This is a genomic window from Cohnella suwonensis, assembly GCF_042655365.1.
Classification (GTDB): Bacteria; Bacillota; Bacilli; order Paenibacillales; family Paenibacillaceae; genus Cohnella; species Cohnella suwonensis.
In genome coordinates, this window is sequence record NZ_JBHSMH010000017.1 from 47,139 (window position 1) to 62,136 (window position 14,998).

Below are 14,998 nucleotides of genomic sequence, written 5' to 3' on the forward strand. Positions count from 1 at the left end.
CCGGAGAAGGACTAGCGGCATGGATAGCAGTTGCAGGGAATTCCTTTTTCAGGTAGAGTAGGCTGTAGCATAAGCCTTCCGGCTCATCTTCGGACGAACGAACGGGCAGCTCCCGCATTCGACGTTTCCTCATTCGCCGCTTACTCGCGCTAACGCCTATCCATTCGATACCGACGCTCCCCTTCGCTCGCGCGAACCCGGGAGCGTTTCTTTTTACCCGGAAAAGTGATGAAAAGCGGGAGACGCGCGTAAAGTAGTCAATCGACTCTACGAGGGGACACATCCATGATACGGAGGTTGATGTCATCATGAAAGCACTCTTTCTCGCCGGCGGTTTGGGTACCAGGCTTCGCCCATTGACGGAACACCTTCCGAAACCGATGGCCCTGGTGGGCAACCGTCCTTGGCTGGAGCATTTGCTCCTTCACTACAGGGACCAAGGCGTGAGCGAATTCGTCGTCGCGGTCAAACATTATCGGGAACTGATCGAAAGCCATCTCGGGGACGGCTCCAAATTCGGCGTAAAGATCGATTACGCGGTGGAAAAGGAATTGCTCGGAACGGCGGGCGCCATCAAAAACGCGGAACCATTGCTCGGGGAAAGGTTCATCGTCGTGAACGCGGACATCATCCACCAGGTCGACCTGGCGTCGGCGCTACGGTTTCACGAAAACCACGGCGGGGCGGCGACGATCTGCCTGACGGAAGTGGACGATCCTTCCCATTACGGCGTCGTCGAGCAGACGCGCGACGGCCGCATCATCCGTTTTATCGAAAAACCGAAAAAAGATGAAGCTCCGTCAAATCGGATCAATGCCGGCATATACATTATCGAGCGGCGAGCGCTCGATTGCGTCCCTTCCGGCAGGCCCGTATCGATAGAGAAGGAAACGTTCCCCTTGCTGATCGACAACGGCAGCGGCGTTTTCGGTCATCCGATCGGCGGCTATTGGATGGACATGGGGACGAAGGAACGTTATCGCCAGCTCCATTGGGATTTGCTCGACCGCCGTTTTCCCGTCACGATCGACGGAAAGGAGCTGGAAGACAAAGGCATCTGGCTCGGCGACAACGTCAGAGTCGGTCAAGGCGTTCTGTTCGTCCCCCCCGTCATGGTCGGGGACGACGTGACGATCGGGGATCGCGCCATCGTCGGCCCGTACGCGGTCATCGGCAAAGGAAGCCGTATCGGCAGCCAGTCCCGCCTGTCTTACTCGATCTTGTGGGACCGTTGCAAAATACGTTCCGGCGCCCAGCTTAACCAGTGCATATTCGGTACGGGCATGCAGGTCGGTCCCCATATTCTGCACGAAGCGGTATGCAATCGTGTATTGGAGGTGCAACGCCGATGAACAACCGTTCCCCTCAAATCGCGTACGTCAGCACGTACGTACCCAAGAAATGCGGACTTGCTACCTACACGCACCATCTCCGGGAGGCCATTACCCTCGCGAAAGGCGGCAAAACGACGGATACGATCGTTACGGTATGCCACGAGGACGAAACTTCGGACTACGGCGAGCCGTGGATGCTCCCGCTGATCAAGCGGCAACCCGGCGATTACGTCCGTATCGCGGAGACGATCAACCAGAGCGCGATCGATGTCGTTTCCTTGCAGCACGAATTCGGTATTTTCGGCGGGGAAGCCGGGGGCTACGTCATCGATTTCCTCAGGCGGCTGCGCAAACCGGTCGTCACGACGTTCCACACCGTATTCGAGAACCCGCTCCCTCCTTACTTGGACGTTCAGAAGGAAATCGCGCTGCTTAGCGACCATATGCTTGTCATGAACCGCAAAGGCTTGGATTACATGCATGACAACTTCGGTACTCCTTACGGAAAAATGTCGTTCATTCCGCACGGCGCGCCGGTCCCGAGCCGCTCCGACAGGACGAAAACGAGACGGCTGGCAGGCTGGGAGCATCGCAACGTGTTGTTTACGTTCGGTCTACTCGGCCGGGGTAAAGGCATCGAGCTCGTGCTGCGGGCAATGGCGTCGGCCGTGCAGGCCGTTCCCGACTTGCTCTACGTCATCGCCGGACAGACGCATCCCGAAGTCCGGAAGCACGAAGGCGAAGCATACCGGGAGGAATTGAAGGCGCTCGTTCGGGAGCTCGGGCTCGAACACCACGTCTCGTGGATCGACCGTTACGTGCCGGAAGAGGAACTCGTGTCGCTGATCTCCGCATGCGACCTGTACGTGACGCCGTACCCCGGTATGGGGCAAATCACGAGCGGAACGCTCGCTTACGCCGCAGGACTCGGGAGACCGTTCTTGTCCACGCCTTACGAATACGCGCGGGATCTCGTGCAAGGGCGGGAAGACATGCTTCTCCCTTACGGCGACCACGAAGCTTGGAGCGCGAAGCTTATCGAGCTGTTTACTTATCCGGGCATGCTCGGCGGATGGGAACGTGCCGTCTCCGACATCGGCACGAGCATGCATTGGCCGCACGTGGGGGCGCAGCACCTGCGGCTGTTTCAGCTTATCATCAACGGCAAGAGGGGCATCGTCGCCGGTGTCGTCTAACGAAAGCCCGCTCCGGCATTTACGTCATCCGTCGGCACTTCCTTCGATCGCACACTTGCGCCGCCTGACGGACGACACGGGAATACTGGAGCACGCGCTGGGACGCATTCCGCGTCGCCGGGAAGGGTATACGACCGACGATAACGCCAGGGCGTTATGGACGGCGACGGAGTGGCTCGAACTGGACGGCGGCGCGGCCGAAAGCGCCGATCCGGATGAGCTTCGCCGGCTCGCGGACACTTATTTGGCGTTCATGTTATGGGCGCAGGACGAGAACGGATGGTTCAGCAACAACTTCGCTTACGACCGTTCCCTCGAAGAGGAAGAAGTGTCCCACGACTGCCAAGGGCGATCGTTCTGGGCTTGCGCCGACGCTTGGGTCAGACTGGACGGACACCGTCAGGATGCCGCGAAAGCGATCGTCGAGCGGGCCATGCCTACGCTTCGGGCAATCGAATCGTTGCGGGGCCAGGCTTTCGCGATGGCGGCTTGCGCGCATTTGCTGGAAGCTTCGGAACGCGGACGCATTTCATTGCCCTTCGACGTCGCGATCGAACTGCGCCACCACTCCGAAAGGCTCGAGAACGTGCTGAACCGGGCCTACCTCGACTTCCGGGACGACCGCTGGCGATGGTTCGAGCCCGCGATGACTTACAGCAACGGCGTGCTTCCTTGGGCGATGCTCCGAACGTACCGTTATACGCGCACGGAAGAGACGATGCTTACAGGCATGGAGAGCCTTAACTTCCTTCTGGGGGTGATGGTTACCGACGGAGGCTGGCTTCGTCCCGTCGGCAACGAGGGGTGGTGCACGTCGGACGGCGATGCCGTCAGCCGATGGGACCAACAGCCTCTCGAGCTGTTCAAGCTGGCGCTCGCGCTCGAGGAAGCCTCTCTCGTCTTGGACGAGACGGGAGAGGATCGGACGGCGAAGGTATCGGAAACGGATCTGAATGCAATGGGAAATCTCGTCGGCATCTTGCGAGGCTCCGGCAGCGGCTTCGGGATCGGCGAGGCCGGCTTAACCGGAAACGTCAAGGGCGACGAAGGCGGGAGCGGACCGGGTAGAGCGAACGGGTTGAGAGGTTCGAGCGGGTTGGGGAGCATAAGCGGTTTAAGCGGTTCGAGCGGGTTGGGACGCGCAAGCGGTGTAAGGGATGCGAGCGGGTTGGGACGCGCAAGCGGTGTAAGGGATGCGAGCGGCTTCCGGTCGTTGCGAGACCGTTGCAGAAGCTGGTACTACGGAGATAACGACCTCGGCGCGCCGGTCGCCGATCCGACCGACGGCAGCTGCTGCGACGGTCTGACGCCTAGCGGTCCGAACATTAATTGCGGCGCTGAGGCGACGATCTCGTATCTGATGACGGAAGCGATCTGCAAGAAATCGCGAACATGAAAAACGAACCCGGAAAGCTGGCGAATGTTGCCGCATGCTTTTCGGGTTCGTTTTTGATGGAGCTGTTTCATTTGAACGAGTAACTCCCTGCGCTGCGCCTGATTTTCGCGGGAGCTGCTTCGTCTGAGCGAGTAACTCCCTGCGTAGCGACTGATATTGCGGGAATTACTTCGTCCGGGCAAGTAACTCCCTGCGCAGCGCCTGATATTCGCGGGAGCTGCTTCGTCTGAGCGAGTAACTCCCTGCGTAGCGACTGATATTGCGGGAATTACTTCGTCCGGGCAAGTAACTCCTTGCGCAGCGTCTGATTTTCGCAGGAGTGACTTCGCCTTAGCGTGTAACTCCCTGCACGGTACCTGCTTGCGGGAGCTGCTTCGTCTGAACGGGCCGCTTCCGATCTTGCGTTACCTATCGTTCCTCAGCTTAACCAAAGCTTGCGCGAAGTCGTCGGGCAACGGCGCGGTGACTTGCTGCTTCTCGCCCGTCCACGGATGGCGCCAGATGAGGCGCTCGCCGTGCAGCGCTTGCCTCGACATGACGCCCCGCTTACCCCCGTATAGGCCGTCCCCTGCCAGCGGGTGGTTGATCGACGCCATGTGGACGCGGATTTGATGCGTTCTCCCCGTCTCGAGCCGCAGGCGAACGAGCGTATGATCGTCGAATCGCTCGACGACCTCGTAATGGGTCACGGCCTGATCGCCCGTGTCGCTGATTCTGCGCCGGGTGGAATGATGCCTGTCTTGTCCGATCGGCTTGTCGATCTTCCCTTTGTTTCCTTCGACGCGCCCTTCGCCGAGGGCGACGTAAATTCGCTCGACTTCTTTTTCTCGCATCGCCTTGTCGTATTGATAATGCGCGAATTCGTTCTTGGCGTACAGCACCGGTCCCGTCGTGTCCTTGTCGATGCGATGGACGTGCCTGACGCGCAAGTCCTGCCCCGACATCTCGTAATACGCCGCGACCGCATGGGCAAGCGTCTTGCGCTGCCCCTTCTCGCTCGGGTGCACCTCGATGCCCGCCGGCTTGTTGACGACGAGAGTGAACTCGTCCTCGTACAAGATGTTAAGCTCCATCCAATCGGAAGGAAAGTCCCTTCCCTCCCGAGGAAACAGGTGCAAACGCAGATGAGGTCCCTGAAGCACGCATCCGCGGGTTTGCATCAGTCGCGACAGCAGCTTGGGAGGCAAAGGCAAATACTTCGCGATAGCCGCCATCGGCGCTCCGGATAGATTGTCGGGAAGCCGGATTTCCATCCATTCTCCTTTGATTCTGCCCATGCTTAAGATTGGCCCTTGTTGGCTTCCTCTTCCGGCGGAAGGTTGTCCGCCGCCCGCCGCCCGGACTCCCGAAGGCCCGCCCGTTCCGCCGCTCCCCCTCGGAGGACGCGTCCCGGCCTGGCCCCTGCCGCCTCCGGCGACCGAGCCGCGGGTTTTGCCGCCCTGCCCGTACGATCCACCCGTACGTTCCGCCTGCTGGCGCGGCCCTTCCGTCCTGTCCTGGGATAATTTGCGTCCGCCAAAGCCGCTTTTCTCCGCATGGCTTCCGCTTCCGCGTCCACCCCCGTGCGAACCGCCGCCGCTCCTCCCCCGATCCCGACGTCCGTTTCGTTCTCCGCCCGACTGTCCCGGCCCGCCTTGTCTTCGATTCCGTCCTGCTCCTGCCATTCCGATCTTGCCTCCGATTCTGCGCGTTCAACTATTATGAAGAAAAGAAAACCTTACGGCGCTGCTGCCATAAGGTCGCGATATCTTCCGAATGCATTGCTTTCCGATACTACGAGGATAACATGCGCGGCTTTCCCTTTCAACGCCGTGCCTCCCCGTCCGCTAAGAATCGAATTTCATCATCATCTCTTCAAGCAAGCGGATGCGCGCGAGCGACGCCCGCAGCAATCCGATTCCGATCTCCGGGTATAGCCGGACGAGCCGGGTGACGTCTTCCCGCTGCAACGCCAGCGCCCTCACGTCGCCGAAGAACGCTTGCGCCGTTACGGACGAAGGCGATTCGTCCAACGCGGACGTCGCTCCGCATACTTCGCCGGGACCGAGCACGCCGAGCGTCGCTTCCCATCCGGCCGCGGACACGCTCGTCAATTCCACGTTGCCTTCGATGACGACGAACAGCGCCGGATTCGGTTCCCCTCGCTTCAGCAAGTAGCTGCCGTCCGCGAACGCTTCTTCCGTCGCCGCGCCCGCGATTAAACCCAACTCTTCCAGGGACAAGTCAGCGAAGAACGGCACCTTTTTCAGGAAAACGACTTTGTTGAGTCTGCCTAGCATTCCGTGTTCTTCGATCATCGCCGTTCTCCTTTCGCCGTTTCTAAGATCCGCCGCCATCTCGCCCCACCAATCGTCCTGCGAAGCCGCCGCCGCTTCGACGGCTACCCGGGCGGATCCCCATGTCAGTCCCGACGTTCGGCCCGCGTCCGACTGAAGGGCTGCGGCCAGCCTTTGCGACAGCTTCCGCTCGCCGACGCCTTCCGCCAGCACCTCCAAGCCGCCGCTCCTCGTCTCCTCGTCTTCGTTCGCGATCGCCCTGCGGATGGCGCCGACGACTTGTTCGTCGGTTAGCCGCTCGAGCATCGGCCAGACGCCGGCGTACACCGTCGACTGCATGTCCCGCTGCCTCAGCGCCGCGAGTTCGGCAAGATCGGGACGCCTTAACAGGTGGAACGCTTCCGGCAACCGCGCGGTTTCCTCGAGCTCTGCCAGCTTGGCGGCGCCTTGCTCCGCTAGCCAGCCTCGCACTTCTTCGTCCGGCAGCAAGCGGGCAAGCGCCTGGGCGACCGAGCTCCAGCTCTTCGGGGATGCTCCCGGCATCGTCTCTTTAAGCAAGCCGACGACGCCCTCTCCCATATCGATCAACGCTTGCGTCGTCACGCGATGAAGTTCTTGGTCGGCGGCAGGCAGACGAGCGAGCAACGTCGGCGCGACCCTAAGCTGCCTCAGTGCGCCGAGACTGGCCGTCGCGGCGACTCGAACGGCCGGACGCGCGTCTTCCAACAACGCCTCAATCGGGCCTGAAAACCGGTCCAAGTTCAGCTCGGCGACAACCCGGCAGACGTGAATGGCGGGTTCCCCGCCTTCAGCCAAAATTCGTTCGATGACTTCGTAGCAAGCTTCATAGCTTTGGGCGCTTTCCAGCAAGTACATCGCCTTCACCGCTTCCGCGACGACCGTCGGCGAACGATCCAGCAGCTTCATGCGCAAGAAGAAGAACGCCTGCGACGACATATGCTTCATCTGCGCGAGCTTATGGACGACTTCCTTACGCACGTCCGGCTCCGGATCTTCGAGCAGCGACGCGAGCTTCGCCATCGCTTCGAGGTTCGCCGCCGACAAGTTCATCGCGCGCAAAGCGGCGATTTTCACCCTGACGCTATCGTCTTCGAGCATGATCAGTAGCTGGGGCAAATACTTCGCGTCCTTGCTGTTGCCGAGAATGCTCGCCCCGATCTCCCGCGCTTCCTCGCTGCCGTTCTTCAGCAACGCCTGAACGGCGCCCATCGTGCGAGTATTCCGATAAAATTCCTGATACGATTCGGCAAGCTCTTTATCCCCGGAGAGACCGAGCGTCTGCACGCTGCGGACGAGCTCTTTCATGTACGATTGCCTTACGAGCCAAGACAATGCCAGCAACAGGGCCGCGCCGGCCGTTCCGATCGCCGCAAGCGCGGAGAAACCCCATCCGAAGCCGGTATGCAGAAATTGAAGGCCGGCGCCCAGCACGATGCCCATGAAGGACGCGATACCTTGGGCAACGTACCTGAAGCCGTCACGCTGCGTCAACGGCAATGTCTTATAGAACAGCTGATAAGATGGCTCCGCGGAATAATAGATGAAGAGATAGGTCAGCATGTACCCGCCGGACACGGCGGCCAGCGCCGCGGGAGTATCGAGCAGCGTCCACGACAGGGCGAACGACATCGCGTATACCGCCGAGATCGCCGTCAGCATACCGCTGGCTCCAAGCCAAGCCATTAGTCTTCCCGACACGAGCTGCAGGAGAAAAGCGAACGTGAACAGCAACGTCGTCACGACCCCGAACAGGCGGCCGAATTCGGCTTCGTTCGGATACGCGCCGTGCGCGGTGTTCAAGAAGACGTATTCCATCAGAAAATACAACGCGGGCATGACCGTCATCATCCCCAAGATGCCGAGCAGAAACGGCGATTTCAGCGTCCGGCGGAAATAGGCCATCGAGGAGAGCGGTTCCGCTTGCCCGGCCGCGTCTCCCGTCCACTTGAGGGCAAGCGGAACGAGATAAACCGCGATCGCCTTCCGGTAATTGACGGAAGCGACGAGCAGGAATACCGGGCCGAGCGCGTAGACGATGTCCGGACCGAACATCGGGCTGACGATCTGCGTCAGCACGCCTGCGGCGATTCCGCCGAGCGTGGCGGCGGCCACGAAAGTCGGCATGAGCCTCTTGGCCTGCTGCGTCGGACATAAATCGACCGCCAAGCTCCACAGAAGGATCGTCTGCTGCCGGACGACGAAGCTGGACGACAAGAACAGGATCGGATAGTAGGAACGGAATTCCACGTCGGCGATCCGCATGCCGAGCAGCGCCGCGGCGTTCGCCAGCACGATCGCCGTCATGACGGCGTACATCGCCCGCATGAGTCCCGGCTTCGACAGCCGCCCCGCGAGCCATGCCATGAACCAAGCCTCGATCGGGAGTATGACCGCTTCCCCGAGATAGACGTAAGGCAAATAGGAACTACCGAAACGTTGATTAAACAAAGTCATGAATCCGTTGTAATTGAGCGACTCGGCGATCCCGCACAATAGGAAAACCGGCGCCATCAGCCAAAGCTTGCGCCGGTCCTCCGATTTGATCCCGAGCCTGCGCACCCATCGTTGTAGGTCCATGGATTCTCTCTTTCCCGAGAGGAAGTTCAAAAAGTACGATTATGATCACGAAGTGAATCAGGAAGCATATTCGACATCGAATCTTGAATTCAGCCGGGACTTCCGGTGCTCACGTAGGTTTGCCTACGCTCCGCTCCTCATTCCCTAGCTTCTTTCAACCTTCTCGGTGCTGATAACCGAACTTTTTGAACACTCACTCAATGCTTTAATCAGGAGATTTTACGCCAATAGATCAAGCGGTCTTCTCCGTCGAAGTAGAAGTCCGGAATTTGTCCGACCAAACGGAATTGATTCCGTTCGAACAGCCTACGAATCGTTCGGTATTCCGGCAAGCTGCACGTATAAGTGATCAAGTACCTTGCGGATACCCCGCGCAAGTAGCCGATCATGATCTCGAGCAAGTCTGCCGCGATTCCCCATCGCCGGTATTTGCGGTGCACGACGACGTAATCCCAGCTGTAACCGCCCGTTCCCTGGTCGTTCTCTTCGACGCAGCTCGCTCCGATGATGTCGCCGGCTTCGTTGGTCGCGTACCAAAGGACGACTTCGCCCGTCAGCGCGCGGTACGGAAGGCTTCGTAGCTGCTCCTCTTCCCCCGGCGTAAAGCGCGTATCGTCGAACGAATTCCCGGAGAAGAAAAACGCGACGACTTCGCGCGCCCGTTTGGCCGTATCCAGCCTGTGAATGGAATAAGTTCCCGTTATCATCGCGTTCGTCCTCCCCCCGCGGTTGCTTTATACCGCGAGCGTGCCGTTCCAACCGGTCGACGTCCCCTTCTGGTAGTACTCGTCGCATAAGTAGAAGTAGAGCTTGGCGGCCTTGTCCAACCGATTCTGCTTGATGACTTCGACGAACGTCTCCCTGGCATCGAAGAACCGGCCTTCTTGGCAAAGCTGCAGGCCGCGCTGGAACAACGCTTTCGTACGGTCCTTCGCCTGGCGCAGATGCTCCGGATCCCCGTCGTAGACGTCGATGAGCTCGATCGCGACGTCTTGGCCTTCAGGCGTAATGCGTCCGAGGGAGCGATGTCGGAACCTTTCGGGGTCTCTCATCTGTTCGAAGAAATCTTTCGTCACGAGCACCGAAGCGCCGAGCTCCTCCGACATTCTCTCGAGCATCGTCGTCAGATGAACGTCGTCCGAGATGACGTTGCCTTCCCAGCGGCGCTCTTCGCCGATGATGCCCATCATGAGCGGCCCGCGGTGGATCGCGATACCCACGTCGACCGGCACGTAACCCGCGCGGCGACGGCCGGCGTTGTACTCGGTCAGCTCTTGTCGGATGGCGACGGCGGCGCGAAGCGCCTCTTCCGCGTAACCGGGGAACAGCGCCATGAAGCCGGCACCCAAGTATTTGCTAATGAGCCCGTCTTCCTTGCGCACGAGCGGACCGAACCGTCTCAGAAACGAGTTCATGAAATTGAAGTTTTCCATCGGCGTCAGCGTCTGCGACAGCTTGCGGAATTCTCTCAAGTTCGCCACCATGACCGACATGTTCTTCTGCACTTGATCGCCGAGGCGGATATCCAATATGCCCTTCTTGCCTAGCGAGTTGAAAAACTGCTGGGGAACGAACCGGTAAGAAGCTTCCGAGAATTGCGTGATGTCCGCGATATATTGGCGAATGTAGCGGGCCATCCGGTTGAATTGCTCGCCGAGATCCCCGACCTCGTCGCGGCTCTTCACGCGGACTTCGACGTCCCAGTTGCCGTCGGCCATGTCCATGACGCTGCGGCGCAGCTTACGCACCGTCGACAGCATGAAGAACGTGCCCGCCATGATGACGAGAAGCAGGACGGCCGTAATGATGACGATGTCTTTCAGGATCGTGACGTATATTTTGTGGTTCGCTTGGTAAAGAACGCTCAGGTCGCGGCCCGTCTCGTAGATGCCGACGACTTCGTGCTTGCTGTTGTACACCGGGCCCATCGCGTACAGCCATTTGCCGTTCGCGTCTTCCCAATGTCCCTTCTGGACGACGCCTTGCTTGCGGACCGTCTCGTTCTCCTCGTTCATCTCGAACGGCTTGAACATGTTCACGCCGTCGTCGTCGTCCATCAGAATATAAAGCTCGCCGTTCTCGTACTTGTACAGCGTGCTATATAAGCCTTGCCGCTCCGCCGCCTGTTCTCCTTCGAACAGGAAAATCATTTTCGAGCGAATCGCCTCGTAATCTTCGTTCCCGTAATCTTCCGGAGAGCGCAGCTTCTCCAGCCGATCCCCGTCGATAATCTGCTGCCCGTTGCGCGCGAGCATCGCAAGCTCCCGTTGCATCTCGCCTTCCATCCGGGCGGAGAAGCTGTCGTAAATAAAGTTCGAGAGCAGCACCATGCACGCGACCGTTACCGGCACGGTGACGATCAATTGCTTGAAGAAAAGGGAGAACTTCCGGTTCAGCACATGGAAGTGGACGAGCCTGAGCGCGACGAGGAGCAACAGCGCTCCGACGGCGAACGCTCCCCATATAAGCCATCCTCTGAGCAGATCGTCTCCGCGGTAGCTCGCATCGGAGATGACCTTCGTTAACCGGTTCGCTTGGTCGTAGACGAGCAGCCGATCGCTCAGCGCGACGACGAAGCCCCCATCCGAAGACGGTTGGACGTCCATGATTTCCAAACTTTCGGCGTCCGGTACCGACTTAAGGAGGGACTCCTCGTTCAGCAAGACGTTCAGCCCGTACGAACCCGGCTTGAACGTCGTAACCGCGTTCAGCAGCCTGTCGACGAACAGCAGCTTGCCGTTCGATGCGACCGACAGCTTCTCCGGGAAGTTTTTTCTCGTTCGTTCCATGCTGTCTAGCGGGTATACGAGCTCGCTCGCTCCCTCCGCCGTCACGCGGAAGATGCCCCCCCGCTTCGTCGCGTAATAAATCTCGCCGGGAACCATACCCGTAATCTCCGACAAATAACGTTCAGGCGGAAGCTGGAACGAGTACGCTTCTTTCGGTTGCCCGCCGGTCAACGGAAGCTCCATCAGCGTCACTTTCTCCGGCGCGGCGATGAAGAAAAAGAGGGAATCCCCTTTCACTTGCAGCCCTTTCAGCTGGCCGATCCTTTTACTCTTGCCGTCGCCTTTCCAGTCGTACAGCACCTCGGGAGATTTCCCGCGCTCGTCGTACTGGATAATCTGCTCGCTCTGGACGATCAAGCCGTAGGCGTCGAGCGCCGTGTCCAAGACGATCGTCTTTCCCGTCGCGTCGACGACCGCTTCCGTGAAGTCCCTCCGCGACGAATCCCCGGTGCCGCCGTGAACCGTCTTCTCCTCGATCCCGCCGTTCTCCGACAGTTTCAAGACGTTCTGCTTCGATTGTCCGATGACGACGTAAGAAGACGCGTCCGCTTCGGTCGCGGACGACAAATTCTGCAGCGCGACCCGGCTTTCCCACGGACCCGCTCCGAACCCTCCGGAGGATTGGATCCGCGCCGCGGACAAGCCCGTTATCGCTAGAGCCGCCAATAGTAACGCCAACGAAATCTTTTTCATTCGATTCAACCGTCGCTTTCCTATTAAATGGCTTCGGTAGAAGCCTTTCCCGTGCGCGAGCCTATTATTTCCATCCTACTATAATTAACGACAATTTACATCCTCTATCCTATATAAAATGACATTTTTCGGGTTATGTTGTAGTATGGAAAATAAGAGATTCGGATCGCGGGACGGACATCGGATAACGCATCGGAATAGGCGCGGGAGCGCGCGTACAGGAGGAAGGATTCATGGGTCAGCTCGTATGCGGCGGGGCAACGCTGCAATGCTCCTTCGGGATGGCGCCCGGCGTTCTTAACGTGTTGCCGGTCAACCGGACGATGACGGCGATGCCGATCGCCAACATCATGGACAACAAACCTTTCGTCAATATCGCCCCGTTCGGCATGTGCCAATCGATGGCGAATCCCGCCGTCGCGTCGGCGACCGCGGCCGCGCTCGGCGCGCTGACCCCGATGCCTTGCACCCCGGTCGTCGCGGCTCCTTGGGCGCCGGGCGCCCCGACGGTGCTCATCGCGAACATGCCCGCGTTGAACAATTCCTCCAAGTGCATGTGCAACTTCGGAGGCGTCATCCAAATCGTCAATCCTGGACAAGTCACGATACAGGTGCCCTAATGATCGAATCGATATTAAAGCCGTTCCTTAAACCGGTCAAAAGGCTGATCGTCGTTCCGATCAAGAAGTCGGCGACGCTCCCGAAGATGCTGCTCAAATGGCTCGTCAGATGGATGAAGACCGTGCTCGGCGGCAAGCTTCGTTCGCTCGACAACTACTGGCGAATCGGGACGTTCTACATCGCGAAGAAGCTGTTCGTCATCGTACTGCTTCTCTCTCTTGTCATCGTCTACTTCGGCTTCATCAATCCGCCGAAATTCGTAGACAAGTGGTTCGCGCGGACGCCTAAGCTCGAAGCTTCCGCGGCGCTCGAGAAAGGCTTCACCGGGCAGGCGAAGATCGTCGACGCGGAAGGCAATCTCGTCTACCAAGGGCCTCTGGAGAACGGCCAGTTTTCCGGGGCCGGCAAGCAATTCGCGCCCGACGGAACGTTGCTCTACATCGGCGACTTCAGTCAAGGGCTGAAGTCCGGGCAAGGCGAACTTTACGGTCCGGACGGCACGCTGCTTTACCGGGGCCAATTCGCCGCCGACCAGTACGCCGGAGCCGGGACGTTGTTCCGTCCGGACGGCACGCTCGAGTACGATGGCGCTTTCGCCGGCGGCAAGTACGAAGGCGACGGCACCCTTTACGCCTCGACGGACTTGCCGCGGTACGCGGGCGCTTTCGTCGCCGGCGTCTACCAGGGCGAAGGAAAGCTGTACGACGATGCCGGGAAGCTCGTCTACGAAGGCGGATTCAACGCCGGGAAATACGAAGGCGCAGGCAAGCAGTACGGACAAGACGGAAAATTGCGCGTCGAAGGCCAGTTCCTTGCCGGAGCGTTGTCCGGCGAGGGCACCGAATATTATTCTTCCGGCGTCGCCAAATACAAGGGTTCTTTCCTTCTCGGCGCTTACCACGGCGCCGGAAGCCTGATGAACGAGCAAGGCGTCCTTCTCTACGTCGGCGGCTTCGTCGGCGGCAAGAAGGAGGGCGACGGGCAGGCGTTCGGCAACGACGGCGTCGCCCTTTACGCAGGGAAGTTCAAATCCGATCGATACGACGGCATCGGAAGCTTGCTGGACGCCGACGGCGGCACGGTATACAAAGGTTATTTCAAGAACGGCAGCATCGACTTGGCCGGTTTCCTCGGCATTCCGCTGCCGAAGCTGCAAGAACTGCTCGGATCTCCGGATGCTCCACCTGCAGAGGAGGAAACAGCGGAACTTCCCGCGGACGAAGGGACGGCCGACGGAGCGGTACCCGCAACGGGCGAATCCTCGGCTAACGCGGGCGGGAACGCAAACGCGGGAGGCGAGCAACCGTCCGCGGGCAGCGGCAACGGTTCGGAGGCCGACGCCGGAAGCAGCCAAGCGGACGGCAAAGAAACCGAAGCCGCGGCGGGCGCATCCGGAACCGACGGGACGACCCCAACCGTGCCCGCCGTTCCCGATCCCGCGGAAGGCGTGGCCAAGACCGCTTCGAGCGTTCGAGTCTCCGCGTTCGTCGCGACGCCGAATCCGGCCGGGACGGAGAGCGAACCGGAGACGTCGTCCGGAGAGGCCGAACAACTGCCGGCTTCGCCTCTCGATCTTGCCTACGCGGCTCATCAAGTGTCGTTCAAGCTGAAAGCGGACGAAGATAATCCGGAAGCCTACGCGGTATGGGAGATCCGCACTTGGAACAAGACGGTACTGCAACAGCTCGCCGACGCGTTCAAGTCCGGCAAAACGAAAGGCGTCAAAGAAACGCTCGGAGGCAATAAATACGAGCTAGCCTACTCGCTCGGAGGCGCGTTGTACATCTTCACTTACAACAAAGACGTCCCCGTTCGGCTGTCGGTAAGCGTCATCTCGGAATAAACCGCCGAATCCGGCATCGTTCTTTAGCGAAATCCCGCTTCCCCATAAACCGTCCGATAATCCTACGGGTAATCGGACGGTTTTTTCTATCAATCGGAACGGACGGCGACGTTCCGACGGCATCCCCTCGGCGGAAACGCCACTTTTCTCCATTCGACCTTCATGGGAACATCTGGCGTTATTCGCCGGATTTACTCGACTGCCCCCGCTTTCGGGAAATGTTGTCAAAACCCTCCAAAATAACACCGTTGC

Annotated in this window: 9 protein-coding genes; 5 read left to right on the forward strand and 4 right to left on the reverse strand. The window is 59.5% G+C overall.

Features of this window, described 5'->3' with window-relative positions; translation table 11 throughout:
* Nucleotides 1-308 precede the first annotated feature (308 nt).
* The 3 genes from ACFPPD_RS07890 to ACFPPD_RS07900 are packed head-to-tail and all read left to right on the forward strand — an operon-like array spanning nucleotide 309 to nucleotide 3,926.
* Complete coding sequence (locus ACFPPD_RS07890) at nucleotides 309-1,352, forward strand: nucleotidyltransferase family protein (RefSeq protein ID WP_209744844.1); 1,044 nt, start codon at nucleotides 309-311, stop codon at nucleotides 1,350-1,352.
* Entirely contained in the window at nucleotides 1,349-2,530 is a 1,182-nt protein-coding gene (locus tag ACFPPD_RS07895) for a glycosyltransferase family 4 protein (RefSeq protein ID WP_209744841.1), read from the forward strand. Before ACFPPD_RS07890 ends, ACFPPD_RS07895 begins: the two co-directional genes overlap by 4 nt.
* Nucleotides 2,520-3,926, forward strand: coding sequence for a hypothetical protein (locus tag ACFPPD_RS07900; RefSeq protein WP_209744838.1), 1,407 nt, complete (start codon nucleotides 2,520-2,522; stop codon nucleotides 3,924-3,926). The genes ACFPPD_RS07895 and ACFPPD_RS07900 overlap by 11 nt, the downstream gene beginning before the upstream one ends.
* A 404-nt stretch (nucleotides 3,927-4,330) precedes the next feature.
* Here the strand turns inward: ACFPPD_RS07900 and ACFPPD_RS07905 are convergent, their stop codons facing one another.
* From ACFPPD_RS07905 to ACFPPD_RS07920, 4 genes are all read right to left on the reverse strand, one after another.
* Nucleotides 4,331-5,590 carry an RluA family pseudouridine synthase gene (locus ACFPPD_RS07905; protein WP_378081766.1) on the reverse strand — a complete coding sequence of 420 codons (1,260 nt, stop codon included), beginning with the start codon at nucleotides 5,588-5,590 and terminating at the stop codon, nucleotides 4,331-4,333.
* 162 nt (nucleotides 5,591-5,752) lie between these two features.
* Entirely contained in the window at nucleotides 5,753-8,800 is a 3,048-nt protein-coding gene (locus ACFPPD_RS07910; RefSeq protein ID WP_209744835.1) for a HEAT repeat domain-containing protein, read from the reverse strand.
* Nucleotides 8,801-9,009: 209 nt separating this feature from the next.
* A complete protein-coding gene (locus ACFPPD_RS07915) occupies nucleotides 9,010-9,507 on the reverse strand; it encodes a GNAT family N-acetyltransferase (RefSeq protein ID WP_209744832.1) in 498 nt (165 codons plus the stop codon).
* 27 nt (nucleotides 9,508-9,534) lie between these two features.
* Complete coding sequence (locus ACFPPD_RS07920) at nucleotides 9,535-12,282, reverse strand: HAMP domain-containing protein (protein ID WP_378081797.1); 2,748 nt, start codon at nucleotides 12,280-12,282, stop codon at nucleotides 9,535-9,537.
* Between the two features lie 233 nt (nucleotides 12,283-12,515).
* On the opposite strand from ACFPPD_RS07920, the gene ACFPPD_RS07925 reads away from it, so the two are divergent.
* Nucleotides 12,516-12,902, forward strand: a complete 387-nt coding sequence (locus ACFPPD_RS07925; RefSeq protein ID WP_209744825.1) for a DUF4280 domain-containing protein — start codon at nucleotides 12,516-12,518, stop codon at nucleotides 12,900-12,902.
* Nucleotides 12,902-14,746 (forward strand): MORN repeat-containing protein, encoded by a 1,845-nt coding sequence (locus tag ACFPPD_RS07930; protein ID WP_209744822.1) that lies wholly within the window; start codon nucleotides 12,902-12,904, stop codon nucleotides 14,744-14,746. Before ACFPPD_RS07925 ends, ACFPPD_RS07930 begins: the two co-directional genes overlap by 1 nt.
* Nucleotides 14,747-14,998: the final 252 nt, after the last annotated feature.